This window comes from Pseudomonas pergaminensis (genome assembly GCF_024112395.2).
Taxonomy (GTDB): Bacteria; Pseudomonadota; Gammaproteobacteria; order Pseudomonadales; family Pseudomonadaceae; genus Aquipseudomonas; species Aquipseudomonas pergaminensis.
In genome coordinates this window covers 5,901,408-5,927,722 of sequence record NZ_CP078013.2, presented here as the reverse complement: position 1 = coordinate 5,927,722, position 26,315 = coordinate 5,901,408, and the positions used below count along the sequence as shown (strand labels likewise).

Genomic DNA, 26,315 nt, shown 5'->3' with positions numbered 1-26,315 from the left:
GTTTTCTATGCCCGGAGATTCTCGGCGACATATGTAGCCGCAAGGCTAATTTTTTTGTATTAGGAGCGTCTAGCCCATGAGTATGCAGGACCCGTTAGCGGACATGCTAACTCGTATCCGTAATGCCCAGATGGCTGAAAAGTCCGTCGTAAGCATGCCATCTTCCAAGTTGAAGGTAGCTGTTGCCAAAGTCCTGAAAGACGAAGGCTACATTGCGGGTTATCAGATCAGCAGCGAAACCAAACCACTGCTGTCCATCGAGCTGAAGTACTTCGAAGGCCGTTCGGTCATCGAGGAAGTGAAGCGCGTTAGCCGTCCAGGCCTGCGTCAGTACAAGTCCGCTGAAGATCTGCCGAAAGTTCGTGGCGGTCTGGGCGTGTCTATCGTCTCCACCAACAAAGGTGTGATGACGGATCGTGCTGCGCGCGCTGCCGGTGTCGGCGGCGAAGTTCTTTGCACTGTGTTCTAAGGGGGGATAAGCATGTCTCGCGTCGCTAAGAACCCCGTTAAGCTGCCAGCCGGTGTCGAAGTCAAATTCGCAGGCCAACAGCTTTCGGTGAAGGGTGCCAAGGGTACTCTTGAACTGAACATCCATTCGTCCGTTGAGATCGTTGAAGAAGCTGGTGAGCTGCGTTTCGCTGCTCGCAATGGCGATCAACAAACTCGCGCAATGGCCGGTACCACGCGTGCGTTGGTAAACAACATGGTCCAAGGCGTAAGCCAAGGCTTCGAGCGTAAGCTCCAGCTGGTCGGTGTTGGTTACAAAGCGCAAGCAAAAGGCACGGTTTTGAACCTGGCCCTTGGCTTCTCGCACCCTGTGGATTACGAACTGCCAGCGGGCATCACTGCTGAGACCCCTAGCCAGACCGATATCCTGATCAAGGGCATCGATAAGCAGCTGGTAGGTCAAGTGGCCGCTGAGATCCGCGACTTCCGTCCACCAGAGCCGTACAAAGGCAAAGGTGTGCGCTACGCGGACGAAGTCGTCCGTCGTAAAGAAGCCAAGAAGAAGTAGGGCATAGCAAATGACCGACAAAAAAGTTACTCGACTGCGTCGCGCTCGCAAAGCACGCCTGAAAATGCACGAACTCGAAGTCGTGCGTCTCTGCGTGTTCCGCTCGTCGCAGCACATCTACGCCCAGGTCATCTCGGCCGACGGCAACAAAGTCCTGGCAAGCGCCTCGACTTTGGATAAAGAACTGCGTGATGGTGCCACTGGCAACATCGACGCGGCCACAAAGGTTGGCCAGCTGGTCGCTACGCGTGCTAAGGCCGCTGGCGTCTCGCAAGTGGCTTTCGACCGCTCTGGCTTCAAGTACCACGGTCGCGTGAAAGCGCTGGCTGATGCTGCTCGTGAAGCTGGGCTGGAGTTCTAAGTTATGTCAAATAACGACCAAAAGCGCGACGAAGGCTACATTGAGAAGCTGGTTCAAGTTAACCGCGTAGCCAAAACCGTTAAAGGCGGCCGTATCTTCACTTTCACCGCGTTGACCGTGGTTGGTGATGGTAAAGGGCGCGTTGGCTTCGGCCGTGGCAAGTCACGTGAAGTGCCTGCTGCGATCCAGAAGGCAATGGAAGCTGCTCGTCGCAACATGATCCAAGTTGATCTGAACGGCACCACTCTGCAGTACGCAATGAAGTCGGCCCATGGCGCTTCGAAGGTGTACATGCAGCCTGCTTCTGAAGGTACCGGTATCATCGCTGGCGGCGCTATGCGTGCTGTCCTCGAAGTTGCTGGCGTTCAGAACGTTCTGGCCAAGTGCTATGGCTCGACTAACCCTGTAAACGTGGTTCACGCCACTTTCAAAGGTTTGAAAGCTATGCAATCTCCTGAGTCCATCGCTGCCAAGCGTGGCCTTACTGTCAAGGAGATCTTCTGATCATGGCTACCGTTAAAGTAACGCTGATCAAAAGCATGACCGGCCGCATCCCTAACCACAAACTGTGTGTTAAAGGTCTGGGTCTGCGTCGCATCGGTCACACTGTAGAAGTCCAGGATACTCCCGAGAATCGCGGGATGATCAACAAGGCTTACTACATGCTGCGTGTAGAGGGTTAATCGATGAAACTCAATGATCTGAGTCCAGCGCCGGGTTCCCGTCGCGAAAAGCATCGTCCGGGCCGTGGTATCGGTAGCGGTTTGGGTAAGACTGGTGGCCGTGGCCACAAAGGTCAAACCTCCCGCTCCGGTGGTACCATCGCTCCAGGCTTTGAAGGCGGTCAACAGCCGCTGCATCGTCGCCTGCCTAAGTTCGGTTTCGTATCCCTGAAAGCCATGGACCGCGCAGAAGTGCGTCTGTCCGAGCTGGCTAAAGTGGAAGGCGACATCGTTACTGTGCAGACCCTGAAAGATGCCAACGTGATCAACGTCAACGTACAGCGTGTGAAAATCATGCTGTCCGGTGAAGTGACTCGCGCTGTCACTATCGGCAAGGGAATCGGCGCCACCAAAGGTGCGCGTTCGGCTATCGAAGCAGCTGGCGGCAAGTTCGAGGAATAAATGGCTAAGCAAGGTGCTCTCTCAGCGCTCGGCAAAGGCGGTATGTCTGAACTTTGGGCTCGTCTGCGTTTTCTGTTCCTGGCGATTATCGTCTACCGAATAGGCGCACACATCCCGGTTCCAGGTATCAACCCGGACCGACTCGCAGACCTGTTTCGACAGAATGAGGGGACCATTCTTAGCTTGTTCAACATGTTTTCCGGCGGCGCGCTGGAGCGGATGAGCATCTTTGCACTGGGGATCATGCCGTACATTTCGGCATCGATCATCATGCAACTGATGACCGCCGTCAGCCCGCAGCTGGAGCAGTTGAAGAAGGAAGGTGAAGCTGGCCGTCGCAAGATTAGCCAGTACACCCGCTACGGCACTGTCGTCCTCGCCCTGGTTCAAGCTATCGGCATGTCCGTTGGCCTGGCCGGGCAGGGCGTTGCGTTCACTGGTGACTTTGGCTTCCATTTCGTCGCGGTATCCACGTTTGTGGCTGGTGCGATGTTCATGATGTGGCTGGGTGAGCAGATTACTGAGCGTGGTGTTGGTAACGGTATCTCGATGTTGATTTTCGCAGGTATCGTCGCCGGTCTTCCGAGAGCGATTGGGCAGTCTTTCGAGTCTGCGCGTCAGGGTGATATCAATATTTTCGCCTTGGTTGCCATCGGTTTGCTGGCAGTAGCGATTATCGGTTTTGTGGTGTTCATTGAGCGTGGCCAGCGTCGTATTGCTGTTCACTACGCCAAGCGTCAGCAGGGCCGTAAGGTTTTTGCTGCGCAGACAAGCCACTTGCCGCTGAAAGTGAATATGGCCGGTGTTATTCCGGCAATTTTCGCGAGCAGCATTTTGCTGTTTCCGGCTTCGTTGGGTACCTGGTTTGGTCAGTCTGAAAATATGGGCTGGCTGCAGGACCTCTCTCAGTCGATCGCTCCTGGTCAGCCGTTGAATATTCTGCTGTTTAGTGCAGGGATTATTTTCTTCTGCTTCTTCTATACGGCGTTGATGTTCAATCCGAAAGACGTAGCGGAAAACCTGAAGAAGTCCGGTGCCTTTATTCCGGGCATCCGTCCAGGTGAGCAGTCTGCGCGCTACATTGATGGCGTTCTGACTCGTTTGACCCTGTTCGGTGCTCTATATATGACGGCCGTGTGCTTGTTGCCCCAGTTCCTGGTGGTTGCAGCAAACGTTCCGTTCTACCTTGGCGGGACCTCGTTGCTGATCGTGGTCGTGGTTGTGATGGACTTCATGTCCCAAGTACAATCGCACCTCGTTTCGCACCAGTACGAATCCCTGATGAAGAAAGCCAACCTGAAGGGCTACGGCAGCGGCATGTTGCGCTGAGTACCCCATAAGGTTCGAGGAGTTGGTGATGAAAGTTCGTGCATCGGTGAAAAAGCTGTGCCGTAACTGCAAGATTATTCGCCGCGAAGGTGTTGTTCGAGTAATTTGCAGCGCGGAACCGCGTCACAAACAGCGCCAAGGCTGAGTGTGATCCGCTTGAAGCCCGGCAGCTAGTGCGCTGCCGGGTTGATTATTTGTTATTACAGCGATATTATCTCGCGCCCTATTTCTTGGCTTCCGGGGCGTAGGTAGCTGTCAATTGGAGTCCCACTGAATGGCCCGTATTGCAGGCGTTAACATTCCAGATAACAAGCACACTGTTATCTCGCTGACCTACATCTATGGTGTTGGTCGCACTACTGCGCAGAAAATTTGCGCAGTTGCTGGGGTAAACCCAGCCGCTAAGATCAAGGATCTGAGCGACGAGCAGATTGAATCGCTGCGTGGCGAAGTGGCGAAGTTCACCACTGAAGGTGACCTGCGCCGTGAAATCAACATGAAAATCAAGCGTTTGATGGACCTCGGTTGCTATCGCGGTCTGCGTCATCGTCGTGGTCTTCCAGTACGCGGTCAGCGTACCAAGACTAACGCGCGTACCCGTAAAGGTCCGCGTAAGCCGATCCGCAAGTAATCGCCCCAGCGAATCGACAGGAAAATTATCATGGCAAAACCTGCTGCTCGTCCTCGTAAAAAAGTTAAAAAGACAGTGGTTGATGGCATCGCCCACATCCATGCTTCTTTTAACAACACCATCGTGACCATCACCGACCGTCAAGGTAACGCGCTTTCTTGGGCTACCTCCGGTGGTTCGGGTTTCCGCGGTTCCCGCAAGTCCACCCCGTTTGCTGCTCAAGTAGCTGCTGAACGTGCTGGCCAAGCTGCGCTGGAATATGGCCTGAAAAACCTCGACGTTAACGTCAAAGGTCCAGGTCCAGGTCGTGAGTCTGCTGTCCGTGCTTTGAACGGCTGTGGCTATAAGATCGCCAGCATCACCGACGTGACGCCAATCCCGCACAACGGGTGCCGTCCGCCGAAGAAGCGCCGCGTGTAATCCAGGAGATTGTAAAGAATGGCTCGTTACATTGGTCCAAAATGCAAACTCGCTCGTCGCGAAGGCACCGATCTCTTCCTGAAGAGCGGCGTGCGCGCGATCGAATCGAAGTGCAACATTGAAGCAGCACCTGGTATCCACGGCCAACGCCGCGGTCGCCAGTCCGATTACGGCACCCAACTGCGTGAAAAGCAGAAGGTCCGTCGTATCTACGGCGTTCTCGAGCGTCAGTTCAGCGGCTACTATAAAGAAGCTGCTGGCAAAAAAGGTGCAACCGGTGAAAACCTGCTGCAACTGCTCGAATGCCGTCTGGACAACGTTGTATACCGTATGGGCTTTGGTTCGACTCGTGCCGAATCCCGTCAGCTGGTATCGCACAAGTCGATCAGCGTTAACGGTCAGACCGTAAACGTTCCGTCCTACCAGGTTCGTGCTGGTGACGTGGTCGCAGTTCGCGAGAAAGCAAAAAACCAACTTCGCATTGTCCAAGCTCTCGATCTGTGTGCCCAACGTGGCCGCGTAGAATGGGTAGAAGTAGACACTGAGAAGAAGTCGGGCGTTTTCAAGAACGTTCCTGCTCGCAGTGATCTGTCCGCCGACATCAACGAAAGCCTGATTGTCGAGCTCTACTCCAAGTAAGGGCTAGAAAATAGGTGCATCCATGCAGATTTCGGTAAATGAGTTCCTGACACCCCGCCACATTGATGTGCAGGTTGTCAGTCCAACCCGCGCCAAAATTACTCTCGAGCCTCTCGAGCGTGGTTTTGGCCACACCCTGGGCAACGCGCTGCGCCGCATCCTGTTGTCCTCAATGCCCGGCTGTGCAGTAGTCGAGGCCGAGATTGACGGTGTGCTCCACGAGTACAGCGCCATCGAAGGTGTACAGGAAGACGTAATTGAAATCCTGTTGAACCTTAAAGGTCTGGCTATCAAGCTGCACGGCCGTGACGAAGTTACGCTGACCTTGTCGAAGAAGGGTTCGGGGGTGGTTACCGCTGCCGATATTCAGCTGGATCATGATGTCGAGATCGTTAACCCCGATCACGTAATCGCTAACCTGGCGTCTAACGGCGCCCTGAACATGAAGCTCACCGTAGCTCGTGGTCGTGGTTATGAACCGGCCGACTCGCGTCAGAGCGATGAAGACGAAAGCCGCAGCATTGGTCGCTTGCAGCTTGACTCTTCGTTCAGCCCGGTTCGCCGTATCGCATACGTGGTGGAAAACGCCCGTGTCGAGCAGCGTACTAACCTGGACAAGCTGGTTATTGATCTGGAAACCAACGGTACTCTGGATCCTGAAGAGGCTATTCGCCGCGCTGCAACCATTCTGCAACAGCAGTTGGCTGCGTTCGTCGACCTCAAAGGTGACAGCGAACCAGTGGTAATCGAGCAGGAAGACGAGATCGATCCGATCCTGCTTCGCCCGGTTGACGATCTGGAACTGACTGTACGTTCGGCTAACTGCCTTAAGGCGGAAAACATTTACTACATCGGCGACCTGATTCAGCGTACCGAAGTAGAACTGTTGAAGACTCCGAACCTGGGCAAGAAATCCTTGACTGAAATCAAGGACGTTCTGGCCTCCCGCGGTCTGTCCCTCGGCATGCGCCTCGACAACTGGCCGCCTGCAAGTCTTAAGAAGGACGACAAGGCGACTGCCTGATCGTCGTAATCACCGAACGTGAGTTTGGTAAGGAATGAACCATGCGTCATCGTAAAAGTGGTCGTCACCTGAGCCGTACCAGCTCGCACCGCAAGGCCATGTTCCAAAACATGGCGGTGTCGCTGTTCGAGCACGAGCTGATCAAAACTACACTGCCGAAAGCTAAAGAACTGCGTCGCGTTGCTGAGCCGCTGATCACTTTGGCCAAGACAGACAGCCTGGCTAACCGCCGTCTGGCTTTCGACCGTACTCGTTCGAAAGCTATCGTTGGTAAGCTCTTCAACGACCTGGGCAAGCGTTACGCTACCCGTGAGGGTGGCTACCTGCGCATCCTCAAGTGCGGTTTCCGCACTGGCGACAACGCGCCTATGGCGTACGTCGAGTTGGTTGATCGTGCTACTGCCGGCGAAGCTGTAAGCGCCGAGTAAGACGACAAGCTGTAACGAAGAACCGGGCCTAGTGCCCGGTTTTTTGTGCGCGTAACAAAAGCGCGATTTGTACAAGCGCCCACGGGTTGTGGTCGGCACTATGAAAGCTGGGGAGTCTGGTAGTTATTCTCTATCGACGCCTACAATTTAATGAATTTGTAGACGTCATATTGATGATCAATACTTCCTCCAAGCCGATTAGCCGGCAGTTCCAAGTCCGACCTGAGGGAAATTGAGCATGAGTCAGAATAAAATCCTTACCACCGCCAGCGGCGCTCCCGTTGCGGACAACCAGAATTCCCGCTCCGCCGGCCCGCGTGGCCCGCTGCTGCTCGACGATTTTCATCTGATCGAGAAGCTTGCCCACTTCAACCGTGAAAACATTCCTGAGCGCCGTGTACACGCCAAGGGCTCGGGCGCCTATGGCACCTTCACCGTTACCCAAGACATTACGCAGTACACCAGCGCCAAGCTGTTTGAGTCCGTCGGCAAGCAAACCCCGACCTTCCTGCGGTTTTCTACCGTAGGCGGTGAGCGTGGTTCGGCTGACACCGAGCGCGATCCACGTGGCTTTGCCCTGAAGTTCTACACCGAAGAAGGCAACTGGGACATCGTGGGTAACAACACCCCTGTGTTCTTCATTCGCGACCCATTGAAGTTCCCGGACTTTATTCACACTCAGAAGCGCCTGCCGCAAAGCAACCTGAAGAGTGCGCAAATGATGTGGGACTTTTGGTCGCACTCTCCTGAGGCGCTGCACCAGGTCACCATTCTGTTCTCGGACCGTGGCATCCCCGATGGGTACCGTCACATGCACGGCTTCGGCAGCCACACCTACAGCCTGATCAACGCCGCCGGCGAGCGTCACTGGGTCAAGTGGCACTACAAGACCAAGCAGGGCATCAAGAACCTGGCGCCGGCCGAAGCTGCACGCCTGGCCGGTACTGACCCTGATTACGCTCAGCGCGATTTGTTTGGTGCAATCGAGCGCGGTGATTTTCCGAAATGGCGCGTCTGCATTCAGATCATGACCGAGGCCCAGGCCAACGCTCATTACGAGAATCCATTCGACGTGACCAAGACCTGGTCGCAGAAAGAATTCCCGTTGATCGAAGTCGGCGAGCTGGAGCTGAACCGCAACCCGCAAAACTACTTCGCAGAGGTGGAACAGGCTGCGTTCGGTCCTAGCAACATGGTTCCAGGTGTAGGTCTGTCACCAGACCGTATGCTGCAAGGCCGCGTGTTTGCATATGCCGATGCTCACCGCTACCGTGTTGGCACCAACCACCAGCAACTGCCGGTCAACGCTCCACGTAGCCCGGTGAACAGCTACCAGCGTGATGGTTCGATGGCATTTGGCAGCAATGGCGGTGCGGCGCCTAACTACGAGCCGAACAGCTACGCGGATGCACCGAAACAGGCACCGCAGTACGCTGAGCCTGCTTTGGCCTTGAGCGGTGCGGCTGATCGTTACGATCACCGGGAAGACACCGATTACTACAGCCACGCCGGTGCGCTGTTCCGCCTGATGAACGATGAGCAGAAAGCGTTGCTCACCAGTAACATCGCCGGTGCGATGGGTGGGGTTTCCAGTGATGTCGTCCAGCGTCAGTTGCAGCACTTCTACAAGGCAGATCCTGCTTATGGAGAAGCAATCGCAAAGGCACTGGGTGTATCGCTTAACTAACTCTAAACGATAAGCAGAACCGCCCTCATTTGGGCGGTTTTTGCGTTATTTCAGCTACTTTTCTCCGGAAATCTTCACTTTTCTGCCGTTGGTCCCGTGACCTTCGAGTCATCATGGTTCAAACTACAGACTTTCAAGCAGGGAGATGTAGGGCGATGCAAGGTCACCCCGACGTAATCGATTACCTCAACACGTTGCTGACGGGCGAACTGGCTGCTCGTGACCAATATTTCATCCACTCGCGCATGTACGAAGACTGGGGCTTTACCGAGCTCTATGAGCGTATCAACCACGAGATGGAAGAAGAGGCACAGCACGCCGACGCACTGATGCGCCGTATCCTCATGCTCGAGGGCACGCCGCGCATGCGTCCCGATGACCTGGATGTGGGCACCACGGTACCTGACATGCTCGCCGCCGACCTGCGTCTTGAGTACAAGGTCCGTGCCGCGCTCTGCAAGGGCATCGAGCTCTGTGAGCAGCACAGCGACTTCGTCACCCGTGAAATCCTGCGGGTGCAGTTGAACGACACCGAAGAAGATCACACCTACTGGCTTGAAAAGCAGTTGGGCCTGATCAAGTTGATCGGCCTGGAGAATTACCTGCAATCGCAGTTCTGATTCCCGGCTACGAAAAAGCCCCTGTCACCGTAAAGTGACAGGGGCTTTTCATTGGGCCTGAATAAGTCAGGCCCGGTCGCGTTCCAGCAAGGGTTTCAAGTAGTAACCGGTGTGCGACTGCGGCATTTCGGAGACCTGCTCCGGCGTGCCAACCGCGATGATCTGGCCGCCCTTGGAGCCGCCTTCCGGCCCCAGGTCGACCAGCCAATCCGCGGTCTTGATCACATCAAGGTTGTGCTCGATCACCACCACCGTGTTGCCGTGGTCGCGCAGGCGGTGCAACACGTCCAGCAGCTGCTGGATATCCGCGAAGTGCAGGCCGGTGGTCGGCTCATCGAGGATATACAGGGTCTTGCCGGTATCGCGCTTGGACAGCTCGCGGGACAGCTTCACCCGCTGCGCCTCACCACCTGACAGCGTGGTCGCCGATTGCCCCAGCTTGATGTACGACAAGCCTACGTCCATCAGCGTCTGCAGCTTGCGCGCCAGCGCCGGGACTGCGTCGAAGAACACCCGCGCTTCCTCGATGGTCATCTCGAGGGTTTCGTGGATGCTCTTGCCCTTGTATTTGATCTCCAGGGTCTCGCGGTTGTAGCGCTTGCTCTTGCACACATCGCACGGCACGTAGATGTCCGGGAGAAAGTGCATCTCTACTTTGATCAGGCCATCGCCTTGACATGCTTCACAGCGACCACCCTTGACGTTGAACGAGAACCTGCCCGGCCCGTAACCCCGTGAACGGGATTCCGGAACACCCGCAAACAGCTCGCGAATCGGCGTGAACAAACCGGTGTAGGTTGCCGGGTTGGAGCGTGGTGTACGGCCAATCGGGCTCTGGTCGATATCGACCACCTTGTCCAGATGCTCCAGGCCTTTGATGCTGTCATGGGCCGCGGCTTCCAGGGTGGTCGCGCCATTCAGCGCGGTGGCACTCAAGGGGAACAGCGTGTTGTTGATCAGTGTCGATTTGCCCGAGCCGGAAACCCCGGTCACGCAGGTCAGCAGACCTAGCGGAATTTCCAGGTCGACATTGCGCAAGTTGTTGCCACGCGCGCCCTTGAGGTGCAGTGCCAGCTTCTTGTTGCGCGGGGTACGTTTGGCCGGTACTTCGATCTTCACACGACCGGACAGGTATTTGCCGGTCAGCGAATCGGGATGAGCCATGACTTCGGCAGGCGTGCCCTCGGCGACGATATGTCCGCCATGCACACCCGCACCCGGGCCAATGTCGACCACGTAGTCCGCCAGGCGGATTGCGTCTTCATCGTGCTCGACCACAATCACCGTGTTGCCGATATCCCGCAGATGTTTCAACGTGCCTAGCAGGCGGTCGTTGTCGCGCTGGTGCAAGCCAATCGACGGTTCATCGAGGATGTACAACACACCCACAAGGCCAGCACCAATCTGGCTGGCCAATCGAATGCGTTGAGCTTCGCCGCCGGACAAGGTGTCGGCACTGCGATCCAGCGACAGGTAATCCAAGCCAACGTTGACCAGGAACTGCAAGCGCTCGCGGATTTCCTTGAGGATCTTGTCAGCGATTTCGCCACGGCGACCGGTAAGCTTGAGTACACCAAAGTACTCACAGGCATCGCCGATCGGTAGGTTGGTCACTGCTGGCAATGTCTTCTCGCCCACCCATACATGCCGCGCCTCACGACGCAGGCGGGTGCCACGGCAATCCGGGCAGGGCTGGGTGCTGAGGAATTTCGCCAACTCTTCGCGCACGCTGGCCGACTCGGTCTCACGGTAGCGACGCTCGAGGTTCGGCACGATGCCTTCGAACGGGTGTGAACGCTTGACGATATCTCCACGGTCGTTCAGGTACTTGAAGTCCACGTTCTGCGAACCGCTGCCGTTGAGGATAACCTTCTGCTGGTCTGCCGGCAGTTGGTTGAACGGCACTTCCAGGCTGAATTTATAGTGCGACGCCAACGACCCCAGCATTTGGAAGTAATAGACGTTGCGCCTGTCCCAGCCGCGTATGGCACCCTCCGCCAACGTCAGGTCACCGTTGACCAGGCGCTTGATGTCGAAGAACTGCTTCACCCCCAGGCCATCACAGGTCGGGCAGGCGCCGGCTGGGTTGTTGAAGGAAAACAGCTTGGGTTCCAGCTCGCTGATGGCATGGCCACAGATCGGGCAGGCAAAGCGCGCGGAGAAGATGATCTCTTCGCCCGGCTCGTCATCCATCGGCGCCACCAGGGCAATGCCGTCCGCCAGCTTCAACGCGGTTTCAAAGGATTCCGCCAGGCGCTGCTGCAGATCGGCACGCACTTTGAAACGATCAACGACCACATCAATAGAGTGTTTCTTCTGCTTGTCGAGCTTCGGCGCTTCGTCCAGCTCATACAGCTTGCCGTTGATCCGCGCGCGCACGAAACCTTGGGCGCGCAACTCTTCGAAGACGGAAAGGTGTTCGCCCTTGCGCTCACGGATCACCGGCGCCAGCAGCATCAGCTTGGCGCCTTCCGGCTGGGCCAGCACCAGGTCGACCATCTGGCTGACGGTCTGGGCTTCCAGTGGAATGTCGTGGTCCGGGCAACGCGGAATACCGACGCGTGCATACAGCAGGCGCAGGTAGTCGTAGATTTCGGTAATGGTGCCCACGGTGGAGCGCGGGTTATGGGAGGTCGACTTCTGCTCGATGGAGATCGCCGGCGACAGGCCTTCAATGGTGTCGACGTCGGGCTTTTCCATCATCGACAGGAACTGGCGGGCATAGGCCGACAGCGATTCCACATAACGACGCTGGCCTTCGGCGTACAGCGTGTCGAACGCCAGGGACGACTTGCCGGACCCGGACAAGCCGGTGATGACGATCAGTTTGTCCCGGGGCAGGGTCAGGTCGATGTTCTTCAGGTTGTGGGTTCTAGCCCCACGAATCAGGATCTTGTCCAAGATGGCCTCGCACGGCGGGCGTAAATAATGCCGGAGTATACGGCTAAAGACTGGATGAATATACACTGTCAAAAGGCCGCTTGCAGCCTTACATGAAAGCTGCGCGGCAAAGCGCCGCATATACCCTCTCAATCGATGGGACTGGTAGAATCGCCGCCGGTTCACACGAGGTTTTTCCATGCACGATCCCCACAGCGAACGCATGAGTAGCGGCGAGACCCGAGCGGCAAGCGGTCTGGCCCTGGTGTTCGCCTTCCGTATGCTGGGCATGTTTATGGTGTTGCCAGTGCTGGCGACCTATGGGATGGATCTCGCAGGTGCGACCCCGGCATTGATCGGCTTGGCAATTGGCGCCTATGGCCTGACCCAGGCGATTTTCCAGATCCCGTTCGGGATCATTTCCGACCGCATTGGCCGCCGTCCGGTGATCTACCTGGGGCTGATCGTGTTCGCGCTGGGCAGCGTGCTCGCCGCGCAGTCCGATTCGATCTGGGGTGTGATTGCCGGGCGTATCCTGCAAGGCGCCGGTGCGATTTCCGCGGCAGTCATGGCGTTGCTGTCCGACCTGACCCGCGAGCAACACCGCACCAAGGCCATGGCCATGATCGGCATGACCATCGGCCTGTCGTTTGCCGTGGCGATGGTGGTCGGGCCCTTGCTGACCCGCGCGTTCGGCCTGCACGGGCTGTTCCTGGCCACTGGTGGCATGGCGTTGTTCGGTATCGTGATCGTGGCCTTTATGGTGCCTCGTTCTACCGGCACGTTGCAGCACCGCGAGTCCGGCGTCGCCCGCCAGGCATTGCTGCCAACGCTCAAGCACCCGGACCTGCTGCGCCTGGATTTGGGTATCTTCGTGTTGCACGCAATGCTGATGTGCAGCTTCGTCGCCTTGCCCCTGGCGCTGGTGGAAAAAGCCGGCCTGCCCAAGGAGCAGCACTGGTGGGTGTACCTCACCGCCTTGTTGATTTCGTTCTTCGCCATGATCCCGTTCATTATCTATGGCGAGAAAAAACGCAAAATGAAACGAATCCTGCTCGGCGCCGTCGCGACGCTGATGCTCACTGAGCTATTCTTCTGGCAGTTCGGCGACAGCCTGCGGGCGCTGGTAATCGGCACGGTGGTGTTTTTCACCGCGTTCAACCTGCTGGAGGCTTCGTTGCCTTCGCTGATCAGCAAAGTTTCACCGGCCGGCGGCAAAGGGACGGCGATGGGTGTGTATTCCACCAGCCAGTTTCTGGGTTCTGCACTGGGCGGCATCATGGGTGGCTGGATGTTCCAGCATGGCGGTTTGTCGGTTGTGTTTCTTGGATGCGCAGGTCTGGCTGCCCTCTGGCTAGCCTTTGCTGTTACCATGCGCGAACCTCCCTATGTGACGAGTCTGCGTTTGCCGTTATCGCCTGAAGCGATCCGCGAAGCCGGTCTGGTCGAGCGCCTTAAGGCCGTTACAGGGGTTACCGATGCCGTGGTTGTCGCTGAAGAAGCCGCCATCTACATCAAATTGGACACCGAATTATTGGATCGCGCGACGCTCGAGCAACTGGTCAACCCAGTGCCGACAGCGCGCCCAGCCTAGGAGAACGTTATGGCCCGTGGGGTTAACAAAGTCATATTGGTCGGTACATGCGGCCAGGATCCCGAAGTTCGCTACTTGCCTAACGGTAACGCCGTGACCAACCTGAGTCTGGCGACCAGCGAACAGTGGACCGACAAGCAGACCGGCCAGAAGGTCGAGAAAACCGAATGGCACCGTGTGTCGATGTTCGGCAAGGTCGCAGAGATCGCCGGTGAGTACCTGCGCAAAGGTTCGCAGGTGTACATCGAAGGCAAGCTGCAGACCCGCGAGTGGGAAAAAGACGGCATCAAGCGTTACACCACCGAAATCGTGGTCGACATGCAAGGCACCATGCAACTGCTGGGCGGCCGTCCACAGGGCGACCAACAGGGCCAGGGCGGCATGTCCAACTCGGCACCGCGTCCACAGCAGTCGCGTCCGCAGCCAAGCCAGCAGCCACAGCGTGAGTCGCGTCCAGCGCCACAGCAGGCCGCGCCGCAGCCAGCGCCGGATTTCGACAGCTTTGATGACGATATCCCGTTCTGAACCGCAGCTTTTTCAGAACCGTAAACATTAGAAGCGAAGCCATTGATTTGGCTTCGCTTTTTTATTGGTTACAGATTTTTGCGGATTAAGAGCTACATTTGTTAAGTGTTTACCTCTCAAGGGTGTAAACAAATGACTCTGAATCCGTATGCGATAAAGATGATTGTCTTGAGCTCTGGGGAGCGCTTGCCTGTGCTGATAGCACTGGCCTCTGGTGCGCCCTTATTTGAATCGCCTCGGGTTTCGTAGACACCTCTTTGCCTTAAACTGAGGCCAATTAGGAGGTGCCATGAGCAACCCACGTTATCCCGAAGAATTCAAAATCCAAGCGGTCAATCAAGTGGCCGAAAAGAAGCTGCCTGTCGCTGAGGTGGCAGCACGTCTTGGTGTGTCGACGCATAGCCTCTATGCCTGGATAAAGCGCTACAGCAAACCTCTAGAAGAACGACAGCAAGACGATGATCAACACGCTGAACTGCGTCGTCTGCGAGCGGAGCTCAAGCGCGTCACTGAAGAGCGAGATATCTTAAAAAAGGCCGCCGCGTACTTTGCCAAGGAGTGCGGTTGAAGTACGCCTTTATCAAGCAGCGAGCCGGCGACTATTCCATTCGACGGCTTTGCCTGACGCTGAAAGTCCATCCAAGTGGCTATTACGCCTGGTTGTCTGAGCCGCAATCTGCACGCGCCAAAGACAACCAGCGACTGCTGGGTTTGATCAAGCATTCATGGCTGGAAAGTGGCGGCGTTTATGGCTATCGCAAAATCCATGACGATCTGCGCGAGGTCGGTGAAGTTTGCGGGCGCCATCGCGTGGCAAGGCTGATGCGTCTTGAAGGGCTGCGCTCTCAGACAGGTTATCGACGCCGCCCTGGAAAGTACGGCGGTAAGCCAGCGGTCGCCTCACCCAATTTGCTGAAGCGCCAGTTCGATGTCGTGGAACCCAACAAGGTTTGGGTCACCGACATCACCTACATTCGTACGTATGAAGGCTGGTTGTATTTGGCGGTGGTGCTGGATCTGTTTTCTCGTCAGGTCGTTGGCTGGTCAATGAAGGCGCAGATGACCAGTGATTTGGCTATTGATGCGTTGTTGATGGCGGTTTGGAGGCGTAAACCGAAGCAAGAGGTGATGGTTCATTCCGACCAGGGCAGCCAGTACAGCAGCTCCGACTGGCGCAGCTTTTTGAGCGCAAACAATTTGGTTGCCAGCATGAGTCGCCGAGGCAACTGTCATGACAACGCCGTGGCCGAGAGCTTTTTCCAGCTTCTAAAACGGGAACGGATCAAGCGAAAAATCTACATCACGCGGGAAGATGCTCGTAGTGATGTGTTCGATTACATCGAGATGTTCTACAACGTAAAACGCCGCCATGGTTTCAACAATCAGCTGTCACCGGTAGAGTTTGAAAAGCGTTACGCAATGAGCTTGCAAGGTGTCTAGAGAATCCGGGGCGATTCAATGAGTTGACCACTACAAATGCGTACGCTTATGAGAGGCTGCTGTTGGCCGATCTGCCTGTCACCTCATGAGTCCGAATTGACTAGTTTCGGATGGCGAGTAGGCTCGCGAAGCGGGTGTCTATTTTCATTTTTTAAGTTTTTTGTTGACGATCCTGCGTCCTCTGTTAAGAATACAAATTCTTGCTAGTCGGTCTTGAGATCGGCTGACACGGTAGAGAGCTGGTCTACTCAAATAAACAGCCACCCAACCTTCGCATCACCGCATCGCTTAACTACCCATCGGGACCCGTCCCATGCGGCGGTTCCCCTTTTTCAAGGACAGTCGCTTCATTAATCTATTCCTCCTGTTCCCATGACCGCCACATCTCATTCGCAAGACGAGATGTAAACAAATACGCGTAAAAGATCCGATTTATTGACAAAAAACTGAACAGAAGTGCTGTCTACACAGCCTACTGCTTGATTTCCAAAGATAAATCGCGATGCTTGCTGTTTTGAGGTAGGCATAACCATTTTAAGGTTTAACACCCGGAACGCACAAAACCCCCGTTGGCTCAGGCCACGGGGGGTTTTTTATTACCCGTGATCCGCTTCAGTCGACGCGGCGGTGACGACCATGTCCTTGAACCGTTGTAACACCGCCGAGCCATCCCCAATCCGCGTCGCCAAATGCAACGGCGCCACCAGGCTCCGGCACTCCGTCAACTCCCGATAAACAATGCCGTCACCGCGCAACCGCTGCATCGATGCCGGCACGATGGAGACCCCAAGCCCAGCCGCTACCAGGCTCAGTGTCGCGGTCATGCGCGGCGCTTCCTGCACCACCTGCGGGCTGAACCCGGCTTCGCGGCAGGCCACCAGGATCGCGTCATACAACCCCTGGCCCACGCGACGGCGATACAGCACGAAGGACTCGGTCGCCAAGGCCGCCAAGGGCAGGGGGGATGCGAAGTCGCTTGCCAGCGGGTGGTCCGTCGGCAGCGCCAGCAGCATGGGCTCCACCAGGATCGGTTCGTCCTGCAGCGACTGCGTCCCGCTGAGCGGCGAACGGATAAACGCCGCGTCGAGTTTCTCGTGCGCCAGCGCGTCCAGCAGTTCGCCGGTACCGGCTTCCTCCAACACCACGGTGACGCCGACAAAGGTTTCACGAAACAGCCGCAGCACGCTCGGCACGAAGGGATGCAGTGCCGCCGAACTGGTGAAGCCGATCGCCAGCCGCCCGCGTTCACCGCGCGCCGCGCGGCGTACTACCTCTGCAATCCCTTCGGCTTGGGCGAGCATCTCCCGCGCTTCGTCCAGCAAGGCGAGCCCGGCAGTCGTAGGGCGCACGCCACGGGGCAAGCGCTCCATCAACACCACGCCCAACTCGGCTTCGAGGCTTTGCAGCATTCGGGTCAACGGTGGCTGCTGCATGCCCAGGCGTTCGGCGGCACGGGTGATGTAGCCTTCTTCGGCGATGGCGACGAAGGCCTTGAGTTGGCGAAGCTCCAGCATAGGGATACTTTTCAGGTATGGGAGGGCTCCAATCCTGGCATTTGTTCTCATGGCTCTCAAGAATTAGGCTGTAGCCAACCTCAAAAAGAAGGAAAGCCGTGATGACCTGGTCAGCCAAGCAATACACGATGTTCGAACAGCAGCGCACCCGTCCCGTCCGTGACCTGGTCGCGGCTATTCCGAATACTGAGGTGCATACTGCCGTCGACCTGGGCTGCGGCCCCGGCAACTCCACCGAAGTACTGGCCGAGCGCTATCCACGGGCCCACGTCACCGGCATGGACAGCTCCGATGACATGCTGGTCGACGCCCGCAAACGGCTGCCGGCGCTGAATTTTGAACTGGCGGATATCGGGGTGTGGCACCCGACGCAAGCCTTCGATGTGATCCTGGCCAATGCGTCGCTGCAATGGCTGCCCGATCACGCAGCGTTGTACCCGCACCTGGTCCGCCAACTGACACCGGGCGGTACGCTGGCGGTGCAAACGCCGGACAACCTCGACGAGCCCGCCCACCGGCTGGCCCGCGAAGTCGCCGCTGATGGGCCTTGGTCTACCAAGATCGGCGCGGTCAAACACAATGAACGCCATGCGGCGGGTTACTACTACGAGCTGCTGAGTCAGCATTGCAGCAGTGTCGATGTGTGGCGTACCACGTATTTGCATCCGTTGGCGGATCACGCGGCGGTGGTGGAGTGGTTCAAGGCTTCGGCACTGAGGCCATTCCTCGCGCCTTTGGATGACAGCGAAAAAGCTGCCTTCCTACAGGAATACCAGGCGCGGATTACTCAGGCTTACCCAGCACTGGCCGATGGCACCGTGCTGTTGCCCTTTCCGCGCCTGTTCATCATCGCCACTGCGTAGGCCGTAACGACGCTATTGCCGGCAGCCTCCTACACGGGGGCGAGGAATTCATCGGTCGACACGACGGTTGCATAGCCGAACGCCAGTGATGCCATATAAGCGTCATGCACCTGCGCCGCCGGGATCACCTTGCCATTGAACTCCAGATCTCGCGTGGCGCAGGCGTCATGGATCAGCGTGACCTTGTAGCCCAAGTCCGCTGCCGCCCGTACCACCGCGTCGATGCACATGTGACTCATGCTGCCGACCACCACCAGTTCCGTGATGCTGCGTTGTTCCAGCAGGGCGCGCAGGTTGGTCTCGCGAAACGCATTCACGAAGTGCTTGAGCACCACCGGCTCACTGCCCTCGTTCGACACCTTGCTATGCAGGTGCGCACCCTCGGAACCCGGAGTGAAGAACGGCGCATCCTCGGAGGTGAACTCATGACGCACGTGAATCACCGCATCGCCCGCCTGCCGGAATGCCTGCAACACCTGCGCGGCCTTGTCTGCCGCGGCGTCCACGCCGGCGAGTGGCCACTTGCCCTGGGGGAAGTAGTCGTTCTGGATATCGATTAGGATGAGCGCTTGCTTGGCCATGTGTGTTGCCTCGTGATGGGTTGATGGGCTCAGTATCTTAGCTGGCGCCTGCACCTGGGATTGGCTGCACCGACAATAACAGGGGGAAAACTGACAATGGTCGTTGTTGAGCTGGGCGTGTTGATCTACCAAGGTGCGCAACTGGCGGCCGTGCATGGCCTGACCGACCTGTTCGGCGTAGCCAACCGCATTGCCGCCGAGCATCAATCCGCGCAGTTGCCGCTGCTGCGGGTCAGCCATTGGCAGGTGGACGCGACCGGCACACCGGTGCGCGCATTCAGCAGCCACCCCGGCCCGGATCAACCGATGATGGCCGTGCTGGTGCCGCCCTCGATTGGGGAGTTTACCGAAGACCAGGCGCCCCCTGCGTTACTGGAATGGCTTCGTCAGCAACACGCGGCGGGCACTGTGCTGGGTGGCGTGTGTATTGGCTCGATCATGCTGGCGCGCAGTGGATTGCTTGATGGCCGCGGCGCCACCACCCACTGGTCCTCCGCCAAATCCTTCGCAGCCCGCTTCCCGGCCGTACGCTTGGAGGCGGATAAGCCGATCGTCGATGACGGCGACCTGATCACCACCGCCGGCTTGATGGCCTGGTCCGAACTTGGCCTGCGCCTGGTCGACCGCCTGATGGGCCCCAGCATCGCGGCCGATACGGCGCGTTTCCTGGTGATCGAGCACAGTGACAGTGCCAGCCAGTGCGGCAGCAACTTTGCGCCGATTCTCGGCCACGGTGATGCAGCCATCCTCAAAGTTCAGCACTGGTTGCAGGCCAGTGGTGCAGTGGAGGTTTGCGTGGCGGCGATGGCCCAAGAGGCAGGCCTGGAAGAGCGTACGTTCCTGCGGCGTTTTCGCAATGCCACCGGTTTGAAACCCACCGAGTACTGCCAGCACCTGCGTGTGGGCAAGGCGCGGCAGATGCTTGAGTTCACCAATGGCACCATTGACCATATCGCCTGGACCGTGGGTTATCAGGACCCCAGCGCCTTCCGCGCCACCTTCAAGAAAATCACCGGCCTGGCGCCCAGCGATTACCGCAGCCGTTTTGGCGTCTGAATCGTGCAGAACGCCGCGACACCAACGCAACGTCGTGCAGAATGAGGCAGGCCAACTGCCATCGGTGTTCGGGCAACTGCTTGATTCGAAAACCATCTTCTGCGAAATAGCCTTGGCCTGATCCCTGCAACCTTCTCGGCACACACAGGGCGCGATAGCCAAGGGGGACGCATGACCCCAACTCAACGCAAGAAGCTGGTAGTGGCTCACTCCACACGCGAGGGCGCGCCGCTGCACGAGGTCGAAACCAACCGCGCCCTGGCGCGCTGGCTGGCGCAGATACTCGGGCTCAAATTCGGCGGCAGCTACGACCCCGATCTGCATGCGGGGCGCGCGCTGTACCTGCTGCCCACGCAAACCCTGGTCGGCCCAGCGCAGGCGCGGGCGCTCAGCATCAATGGCCCGGAGGATCTGTGGGGCGGGTACGTCGACCACGACTTCATCTGCACCAAAGCGATCAGCCATGGCTTGCTCGGCCCTGAGGCCAAGGCGCCGGAAGGCTGGTCGGCATTGTTTTGCGAGCGTGTGCGACCGGTGGTGCTGGATGGCTTGAGCGTGTTCGCCTTGGAGGACGCACGGCCCGCCGCCACCCGCCTGCTCTACAGTGGGCCCCTGCGTTTGAAACCCGTGCACGCCTGCGCGGGCCGTGGGCAGGAAGTTATCCACAGCCTTGATGAATTCGACGCCGTGCTGGCGCGACCCGACGCCGCAGAACTGTTCAACCAAGGCGTGGTGCTGGAGCAAGACCTGCACGACGTGATCACCCACAGTGTCGGCCAGAGCTTTATCGGCGAGCACGTGTTCAGCTACTGCGGCGAGCAATACCTGACGAAAGACGGGCAGGGCGAAGACGTCTATGGCGGCTCCAACCTGCTGGTGGTGCCCGGTGGCTACGAAAACCTGTTAACGCTCGACTTGCCCGGTGACGTACGCGAAGCCATCGAACAAGCCCAGGTTTTCGACAGTGCCGCCGATGAGGCCTACCCGGGTTTTTATGCCTCTCGGCGCAATTACGACATCGCCCAAGGCCTGGACAGTAACGGCCAGCGGCGCAGTGGCGTGCTCGAACAATCCTGGCGCATGGGCGGGGCGAGCAGCGCGGAAGTCGCGGCGTTGCAGAGTTTTATCAATCATCCCGGCTTGCGCGCGATCCACGTGTCCTCGGTGGAAACCTACGTGGACCAACCCCTGCCGGCCGATGCTATCGAGGTGTATCGCGGGCCGGCGGAAAACAGCGAGTTTCTTCTCAAGTACGTGACGGTTAAATCTTATGACGGCTAGAAGCGAAAGCATTGCGATCGATATCGACGACGAACAGATGAGCGGCACCTTCCTGAGTCCCAAATCCAAAGTACCGGGGGTGCTGTTTGTACACGGCTGGGGCGGCAGCCAGGAGCGCGACCTCGAACGCGCCAAAGGCATCGCCGGCCTTGGGTGCGTGTGCCTGACCTTCGACCTGCGTGGCCACGCCGGCACGGGCATTCCATTGTCCCGCGTCACCCGTGAGGACAACCTGCGTGACCTGCTGGCGGCCTACGACCGGTTGTTGTCCCACCCGGCCATCGACACCTCGGCGGTGGCGGTGGTGGGCACCAGCTACGGCGGGTACCTGGCCGCCATCCTCACCTCACTGCGCCCGGTGCGCTGGCTGGCGCTGCGCGTACCGGCGCTGTACCGCGACCAGGAATGGCTCAAGCCCAAGCGTGATCTGGATAAGGCCGATCTGATGGATTACCGCAGCACGCTGGTGCATGCCGAAACGAACCGCGCCTTGCACGCGTGCTCGGCGTTTACCGGAGATGTGCTGATCGTCGAGTCTGAAACCGATGATCATGTGCCCCATGCCACCATCATGAGTTACCGCGCGGCGTGCCAGCAGACGCACTCCCTGACCCATCGCATCATCGATGGCGCCGACCATTCTCTCAGCGATCCGGTGTCGCAGCAGGCCTATACCTCGATCCTGGTGGATTGGATCACCGAGATGGTGGTGGGTGAACGGTTGAGCATCATCCAGTCTCAGTAGGGGGTGTTCTTTAGATTGCTATCGCCGGCAAGCTGAACTGGCTCCTACAGGGGGACGCATTCAAACTGTAGGCGTTGGCGTGCCAGCGATAGTGATCAAGCCGTTGTCTTCTTCACCCGCAACGCCTTGGCCTTCGCCTCCACCCCCAGGTACATCACCAGCGCAATCAGCAGCGGCACAATAAAATAGATCGCCCGGTACGCAATCAACCCGGCGAGCAAACTGCCCCGTGACGCCTCATGCTGCAGCAGTGCAATAAACACCGCCTCCAGCACGCCTAACCCGGCCGGTATATGGGTGAGCACCCCGGCAATCGCGCTGATCAACAGCACACCCAGTACCAATGGATAGTCGAGTTTCGCCGGCAGCAGGGTGAAGATCACCGCCGCCATCAGCGACCAGTTCAACGCGCCCAACAGCAACTGCAGGCACGCCATGCGCACCGACGGCAGGTTGATCTCCATGCCGCGAATGGTCCACGCGCGTTTCTTAGAAAACTGGCAGGCCACCAGGTAACCCAGGCTGGCCAGCACCAACAGCGCGCCGATGCCTTGCAGAGCCGTGGTGCTGACTTTCCACCCCGGCGGCATGGTGACCAGCCCGCTGCTGAATACCACTCCGGCGATCGCCATATAGCCGAACCAGTTGGTGGCCAGGCTCAGTCCGAGGATCTTGGCGATATTACCGGTGCTCACCCCCAGCCGCGAATACAGCCGGTAACGCATGGCGATACCGCCGACCCACGCGCTCAGGTTGAGGTTGAACGCGTAGCTGATGATGCCCACGGGTAGGATCTGCTTCCACACCAGGTTCTGGCGAATGTAGGTGCGACCGATCAGGTCGAAGCTGGCGTAGACCAGGAAACTGCACAGCGTCAGCGCGCTGGCGATCACCAAGGTGCGCACCTTGAAGTCGCCCAGGGTCTGCACCACCTCGCTCCAGTCGATGCGGCGTGCGAGCAGGGTGAACAGGACGATCAGCACCAGGAAGAAGGCGATGGTCAGCGGTTTTTTCCAACGCTTGAATCGCGAACCTTGGGTTTCAGACGTCATGGTGCTGGGCCTCAAACGGCTTGAGTCGCGGTTTGTGCGCCGGCAGCCAGCCCGTCAGCGCAGGGAAGTGGCGCATCACATGGAACACCAGGAAACCCACGGTCAAGCGCCACAGCCACAGGCGCGGCTTGCGGTTCTCGGGCATGGTCTGGCAGTGGTTCTTGGCCAGGGTTTCCAGGCGTTCATACAACTGCTGATTGAACGCCCGGTCACGAATCAATACGTTGGCTTCCAGGTTCAATGCCAGGCTCAGCGGGTCGAGGTTGCTTGAGCCCACGGTGCTCCAGTCGTCATCCACCAGCGCCACCTTGCCGTGCAGCGGGCGCTGGCAATATTCGTGAATCACCACGCCATCCTTGAGCAGGTAGTCGTAGAGCATGCGTGCCGCCAGCTTGGCCAACAGCACGTCGGGCTGACCCTGCATGATCAGTTGCACCTGCACGCCACGGCGCGCGGCATTGCGGATTTCCCGCAGCAGGCGGTAGCCGGGGAAGAAATACGCGTTGGCGATCACCGCGCGTTTTTGCGCTTGGCTCAGTGCATGGATATAGGCTTCTTCGATGTCATCGCGGTGCTGCACATTGTCGCGATAAATCAGGCGCACCTGGCCGTCGCCTTTGTCGGTGGACCACAGCGCAGGCCGTTGCTGGCGCCGTCGCCAGCCCCGACGCGTGCGTGGCTGGCGGCCGCTTTGTGCCAGGGCGAAATGATGCAAGTCCGCCACCGCCGGGCCAATCACGCGTACCGCGTAATCCTGCTTGGCTTCGGGGCCGTAATCACCCAGGTGGTCGGCGGAAAAATTGATCCCGCCGATGAAGGCGACCTCGGCGTCCACCACCACGATCTTGCGGTGCAAGCGGCGAAACCAATTGGTGCGAATGCCCAGCGTCTTGGAGGCCGGGTCGAACATCTGCACGGCCACCCCAGCCTCGGCCAGCTCGCCGAGAAATGCCGGGCTCAGCTCGCCGCAACCAAAGCCATCCAGGCTCACCACCACTTTCACGCCGCGCTGCGCGGCCTCGATCAGAATGCCCTGCAGTTCATGGCCCACCTTGTCCTCGAAGAGGATGAAGGTCTCCAGCAGAATCTCGCGCCGGGCCTCGCGCAGGGCTTCGAAAACCTTGGGAAAGTACGCCTCGCCGTTCTCCAGCAACTCGACCTGGTTGCCGCTCTGCCAGCCGTAATCCAGGTCGCGGGCCTTGGCCTCGTCGGGCGGCTGATCGGTGGAAATATGCTCAATGGCCACGTTCATAGCTCGATCTCCACCGACAGCGGCACATGGTCGGACAGATGGGACCAGGGCCGCGTCGTCAGCACACGGGGGTTATGCACCTTCAAGTTTCGTACGTAGATGCGATCCAGCGGTAGCAACGGCAGGCGCGCTGGGAAGGTGCGCGCGGGTTTGCCCAGGGTTTGCACGAATACTTCCTTCAGGCCGCTCTGGCTCAAGTCGGCCTTCTGGCGCCAGTCATTGAAATCGCCAGCGACAATCAGCGGCGCGTCGGCCGGGATCTCGCTGATACGCTGCTCGATCAGACGCAATTGCTGTTGGCGATGCACCTCGCGCAAGCCCAGGTGGATACAGATCGCATGCACCTCCTGGCCGGTGCCCGGCAGGCGCAGCACGCAGTGCAACAGGCCACGGTTTTCATGGCCGCTTTGGGAAATATCCAGGTTGTCGTGGCGCACGATCTGGAATTTCGACAGCAGCGCATTGCCGTGGTCGCCGTGGGGGTAGACCGCATTGCGGCCATAAGCGAACTGCGGCCAGATGCTGTCGGCCAGGAACTCGTATTGCGGCATGTTCGGCCAGTCGCTGAAGCGCTGGGGGTGACGCTCGTGGGTGCCGTGGATTTCCTGCAGGAACACCATGTCGGCGCCCACGCTGCGCACCGCTTCCCGTAGCTCGGGCAGGATGAAACGTCGATTCAGGGCGGTGAAGCCCTTGTGGATATTGACCGTCAGCACCGTGAAGCGTGTGATGGCGACGCTGGGGGTGATGGGCACCCAGTCGGGTATCGCAGCCATGGTTGCTCCTGTGAAAGAAGGGGGGCCAGGCCCCCGTTTATGGCTGACTACGATTTTTGGCCGAAAGTTTCCCCCTTTCTACAGACGGCATTAACCAACTGTGGAGCGGGCTTGCCCGCGATTACGGTGTGTCAGTCGCTGAATGATTGACTGACCCACCGCATTCGCGGGCAAGCCCGCTCCCACATTGGTTCGATGGTGGGAGCGAGTCAGTGCCCGGCCACGACCCGGGGCGACGACTCGGCATGCACCGGCCCCAACCGATCAAGTCGGCCACTCCAGGCGGTCAGTGCCAATGCCACCAGCACCACCAGCCCACCGATCCAGGCGGTGTGAATCAGGCCCATATGCGCCACGATCAAGCCGCCGCCCCAGGCGCCTCCGGCGATCCCCAGGTTGAACGCGGCGATATTCAGCCCCGAGGCCACATCCACCGCTTGCGGCGTGTGATGCTCGGCCTGGCGCACCACATACACCTGCAGGCCCGGCACGTTACCGAAAGCGACCGCACCCCACACCAGCACGGTGGCCAGGGCCAGCCAGGGGTTGCCGGCGGTGAAGGTCAGCACGAACAATACGGCGGCGAGCAGGGCAAAGATGATTTTCAGCGCGCTGATCGGGCCGCGTTTATCCGCCAGCTTGCCGCCCCAGATGTTGCCGGCGGCCACCGATACGCCGTACACCAGCAGCACCAGGCTCACGGTGCTGGCGCTGAACCCGGAAATATCCTGAAGGATCGGCGCCAGGAAAGTGAACGCGATAAACGAGCCGCCGTAGCCGATGGCCGTCATGGCGTATACCAGCAGCAAGCGCGGTTGCTTGAGCACCTGCAGTTGTTGCAGCAAGGACGCGGGTTTGCTGTGGGCGATGTTGTTCGGCACGTAAATCAGGCTGCCGATAAACGCGATCACACCCAGCGCCGAAACGGCGAGGAAGGTTTCACGCCAGCCGAAATGCTGGCCGATAAACGTACCCAGCGGCACGCCGGTGACCAGCGCGACGGTCAGGCCGGTAAACATGATCGCAATCGCACTGGCGGCTTTTTCCTTGGGCACCAGGCTGGTGGCGATGGTCGAACCAATCGAGAAAAACACGCCGTGGGCCAGGCCGGTGACGATCCGCGCCAGCACCAGGGATTCATAGCTCGGCGCCTTCCAGGCCAGCAGGTTGCCGAGGGTGAACAGCACCATCAGCGACAGCAGCAGGAATTTGCGCGGCACCTTGCCGGAAAGGGCCGTGAGCACCGGCGCGCCGATGGCCACACCCAGAGCGTAGAGGCTGACCAGCAGGCCGGCGGAGGGCAGGTCGACGCCGAGGTCGGCGCCAATGGTGGGTAGCAAGCCAACGATGACGAACTCGGTCGTCCCGATGGCGAAAGCGCTGAGGGTCAGCGCGAGCAAGGCAATGGGCATGGCTGCAACTCCGGTGGGTTTCAATCAGGAGCGCAGTGTCGGGGGTCGGCTGTTGCTGAAAAAGCC

The 26,315-nt window shown here is 58.6% G+C and carries 29 protein-coding genes; 22 read left to right on the top strand and 7 right to left on the bottom strand.

The genetic code is table 11. The features are described from left to right. Nucleotides 1-76 precede the first annotated feature (76 nt). The 15 genes from rpsH to bfr all read left to right on the top strand — a co-directional run bounded on the left by rpsH (nucleotide 77) and on the right by bfr (nucleotide 9,278). Nucleotides 77-469 carry a 30S ribosomal protein S8 gene (rpsH, locus tag KUA23_RS26990; protein ID WP_010566853.1) on the top strand — a complete coding sequence of 131 codons (393 nt, stop codon included), beginning with the start codon at nucleotides 77-79 and terminating at the stop codon, nucleotides 467-469. Between the two features lie 12 nt (nucleotides 470-481). Continuing rightward, nucleotides 482-1,015 (top strand): 50S ribosomal protein L6, encoded by a 534-nt coding sequence (gene rplF, locus KUA23_RS26985; RefSeq protein WP_003194640.1) that lies wholly within the window; start codon nucleotides 482-484, stop codon nucleotides 1,013-1,015. Between the two features lie 10 nt (nucleotides 1,016-1,025). Then, nucleotides 1,026-1,376, top strand: a complete 351-nt coding sequence (gene rplR / locus KUA23_RS26980; RefSeq protein ID WP_003186037.1) for a 50S ribosomal protein L18 — start codon at nucleotides 1,026-1,028, stop codon at nucleotides 1,374-1,376. Nucleotides 1,377-1,379: 3 nt separating this feature from the next. Next, on the top strand, nucleotides 1,380-1,880 hold the full coding sequence (gene rpsE, locus KUA23_RS26975) for a 30S ribosomal protein S5 (protein ID WP_003176409.1): 501 nt from the start codon (nucleotides 1,380-1,382) through the stop codon (nucleotides 1,878-1,880). Between the two features lie 2 nt (nucleotides 1,881-1,882). Beyond that, a complete protein-coding gene (rpmD, locus tag KUA23_RS26970; RefSeq protein ID WP_003176408.1) occupies nucleotides 1,883-2,059 on the top strand; it encodes a 50S ribosomal protein L30 in 177 nt (58 codons plus the stop codon). A 3-nt stretch (nucleotides 2,060-2,062) separates the two neighbouring features. Then, complete coding sequence (gene rplO, locus KUA23_RS26965; protein ID WP_003176407.1) at nucleotides 2,063-2,500, top strand: 50S ribosomal protein L15; 438 nt, start codon at nucleotides 2,063-2,065, stop codon at nucleotides 2,498-2,500. After that, nucleotides 2,501-3,829, top strand: coding sequence for a preprotein translocase subunit SecY (gene secY / locus KUA23_RS26960; RefSeq protein WP_003194637.1), 1,329 nt, complete (start codon nucleotides 2,501-2,503; stop codon nucleotides 3,827-3,829). Between the two features lie 28 nt (nucleotides 3,830-3,857). After that, nucleotides 3,858-3,974, top strand: a complete 117-nt coding sequence (rpmJ, locus tag KUA23_RS26955; protein WP_002555468.1) for a 50S ribosomal protein L36 — start codon at nucleotides 3,858-3,860, stop codon at nucleotides 3,972-3,974. 129 nt (nucleotides 3,975-4,103) lie between these two features. Further along, complete coding sequence (rpsM, locus tag KUA23_RS26950; protein ID WP_076964124.1) at nucleotides 4,104-4,460, top strand: 30S ribosomal protein S13; 357 nt, start codon at nucleotides 4,104-4,106, stop codon at nucleotides 4,458-4,460. A 30-nt stretch (nucleotides 4,461-4,490) separates the two neighbouring features. Beyond that, entirely contained in the window at nucleotides 4,491-4,880 is a 390-nt protein-coding gene (gene rpsK / locus KUA23_RS26945) for a 30S ribosomal protein S11 (protein WP_002555466.1), read from the top strand. 18 nt (nucleotides 4,881-4,898) lie between these two features. Then, nucleotides 4,899-5,519: a 30S ribosomal protein S4 gene (rpsD, locus tag KUA23_RS26940; protein ID WP_003176404.1), complete on the top strand. Its 621-nt coding sequence runs from the start codon at nucleotides 4,899-4,901 to the stop codon at nucleotides 5,517-5,519. Nucleotides 5,520-5,541: 22 nt separating this feature from the next. Continuing rightward, nucleotides 5,542-6,543, top strand: a complete 1,002-nt coding sequence (locus tag KUA23_RS26935) for a DNA-directed RNA polymerase subunit alpha (protein ID WP_003176403.1) — start codon at nucleotides 5,542-5,544, stop codon at nucleotides 6,541-6,543. A 41-nt stretch (nucleotides 6,544-6,584) separates the two neighbouring features. Further along, entirely contained in the window at nucleotides 6,585-6,971 is a 387-nt protein-coding gene (gene rplQ / locus KUA23_RS26930) for a 50S ribosomal protein L17 (RefSeq protein ID WP_007918448.1), read from the top strand. A gap of 238 nt (nucleotides 6,972-7,209) precedes the next feature. Beyond that, entirely contained in the window at nucleotides 7,210-8,658 is a 1,449-nt protein-coding gene (locus KUA23_RS26925) for a catalase (protein ID WP_078050398.1), read from the top strand. Nucleotides 8,659-8,813: 155 nt separating this feature from the next. Beyond that, entirely contained in the window at nucleotides 8,814-9,278 is a 465-nt protein-coding gene (gene bfr, locus KUA23_RS26920) for a bacterioferritin (RefSeq protein ID WP_033900044.1), read from the top strand. 66 nt (nucleotides 9,279-9,344) lie between these two features. On the opposite strand, the gene uvrA is transcribed toward bfr, so the two are convergent. Beyond that, complete coding sequence (gene uvrA, locus KUA23_RS26915; protein WP_025857202.1) at nucleotides 9,345-12,179, bottom strand: excinuclease ABC subunit UvrA; 2,835 nt, start codon at nucleotides 12,177-12,179, stop codon at nucleotides 9,345-9,347. A 178-nt stretch (nucleotides 12,180-12,357) separates the two neighbouring features. Between uvrA and KUA23_RS26910 the strand changes: the two genes are divergently transcribed. From KUA23_RS26910 to KUA23_RS26900, 3 genes are all read left to right on the top strand, one after another. After that, complete coding sequence (locus KUA23_RS26910; RefSeq protein ID WP_078050397.1) at nucleotides 12,358-13,752, top strand: MFS transporter; 1,395 nt, start codon at nucleotides 12,358-12,360, stop codon at nucleotides 13,750-13,752. A gap of 9 nt (nucleotides 13,753-13,761) precedes the next feature. Then, on the top strand, nucleotides 13,762-14,277 hold the full coding sequence (locus KUA23_RS26905) for a single-stranded DNA-binding protein (protein WP_003232445.1): 516 nt from the start codon (nucleotides 13,762-13,764) through the stop codon (nucleotides 14,275-14,277). Nucleotides 14,278-14,566: 289 nt separating this feature from the next. Beyond that, nucleotides 14,567-15,717, top strand: a protein-coding gene (locus KUA23_RS26900) for an IS3 family transposase (protein WP_100490110.1) whose coding sequence is annotated in 2 segments (ribosomal slippage) — nucleotides 14,567-14,801 and nucleotides 14,801-15,717 — 1,152 coding nt in all. Because the reading frame shifts where the segments join, the coding sequence is not laid out codon by codon here. Nucleotides 15,718-16,313: 596 nt separating this feature from the next. Here KUA23_RS26900 and KUA23_RS26895 read toward each other — a convergent pair. Beyond that, nucleotides 16,314-17,231: a LysR family transcriptional regulator gene (locus KUA23_RS26895; protein WP_252993129.1), complete on the bottom strand. Its 918-nt coding sequence runs from the start codon at nucleotides 17,229-17,231 to the stop codon at nucleotides 16,314-16,316. A 101-nt stretch (nucleotides 17,232-17,332) separates the two neighbouring features. Here KUA23_RS26895 and tam point away from each other — a divergent pair, with 101 nt between their 5' ends. Beyond that, nucleotides 17,333-18,094 (top strand): trans-aconitate 2-methyltransferase, encoded by a 762-nt coding sequence (gene tam, locus KUA23_RS26890; protein ID WP_252993128.1) that lies wholly within the window; start codon nucleotides 17,333-17,335, stop codon nucleotides 18,092-18,094. A 29-nt stretch (nucleotides 18,095-18,123) separates the two neighbouring features. Here tam and KUA23_RS26885 read toward each other — a convergent pair whose 3' ends face one another. Then, the gene (locus KUA23_RS26885) at nucleotides 18,124-18,675 is read right to left on the bottom strand and encodes a cysteine hydrolase family protein (protein WP_214498365.1); all 552 of its coding nucleotides are present in this window, start codon (nucleotides 18,673-18,675) and stop codon (nucleotides 18,124-18,126) included. A 96-nt stretch (nucleotides 18,676-18,771) separates the two neighbouring features. Between KUA23_RS26885 and KUA23_RS26880 the strand changes: the two genes are divergently transcribed. From KUA23_RS26880 to KUA23_RS26870, 3 genes are all read left to right on the top strand, one after another. Beyond that, nucleotides 18,772-19,731 (top strand): GlxA family transcriptional regulator, encoded by a 960-nt coding sequence (locus tag KUA23_RS26880; protein WP_252993127.1) that lies wholly within the window; start codon nucleotides 18,772-18,774, stop codon nucleotides 19,729-19,731. Between the two features lie 171 nt (nucleotides 19,732-19,902). After that, nucleotides 19,903-21,012 (top strand): DUF3182 family protein, encoded by a 1,110-nt coding sequence (locus KUA23_RS26875; protein ID WP_252993126.1) that lies wholly within the window; start codon nucleotides 19,903-19,905, stop codon nucleotides 21,010-21,012. Continuing rightward, nucleotides 21,002-21,757: an alpha/beta hydrolase family protein gene (locus KUA23_RS26870; RefSeq protein WP_025857195.1), complete on the top strand. Its 756-nt coding sequence runs from the start codon at nucleotides 21,002-21,004 to the stop codon at nucleotides 21,755-21,757. The genes KUA23_RS26875 and KUA23_RS26870 overlap by 11 nt, the downstream gene beginning before the upstream one ends. Nucleotides 21,758-21,852: 95 nt before the next feature. Here the strand turns inward: KUA23_RS26870 and KUA23_RS26865 are convergent, their stop codons facing one another. The 4 genes from KUA23_RS26865 to KUA23_RS26850 form a co-directional block, all read right to left on the bottom strand. Further along, a complete protein-coding gene (locus tag KUA23_RS26865; protein ID WP_252993125.1) occupies nucleotides 21,853-22,809 on the bottom strand; it encodes a lysylphosphatidylglycerol synthase domain-containing protein in 957 nt (318 codons plus the stop codon). Next, a complete protein-coding gene (clsB, locus tag KUA23_RS26860; RefSeq protein ID WP_078050389.1) occupies nucleotides 22,799-24,061 on the bottom strand; it encodes a cardiolipin synthase ClsB in 1,263 nt (420 codons plus the stop codon). Before clsB ends, KUA23_RS26865 begins: the two co-directional genes overlap by 11 nt. Continuing rightward, nucleotides 24,058-24,837 carry an endonuclease/exonuclease/phosphatase family protein gene (locus KUA23_RS26855; protein ID WP_078050388.1) on the bottom strand — a complete coding sequence of 260 codons (780 nt, stop codon included), beginning with the start codon at nucleotides 24,835-24,837 and terminating at the stop codon, nucleotides 24,058-24,060. Before KUA23_RS26855 ends, clsB begins: the two co-directional genes overlap by 4 nt. Nucleotides 24,838-25,046: 209 nt before the next feature. After that, a complete protein-coding gene (locus KUA23_RS26850; RefSeq protein WP_100492032.1) occupies nucleotides 25,047-26,249 on the bottom strand; it encodes an MFS transporter in 1,203 nt (400 codons plus the stop codon). Between the last annotated feature and the right edge of the window lie 66 nt (nucleotides 26,250-26,315).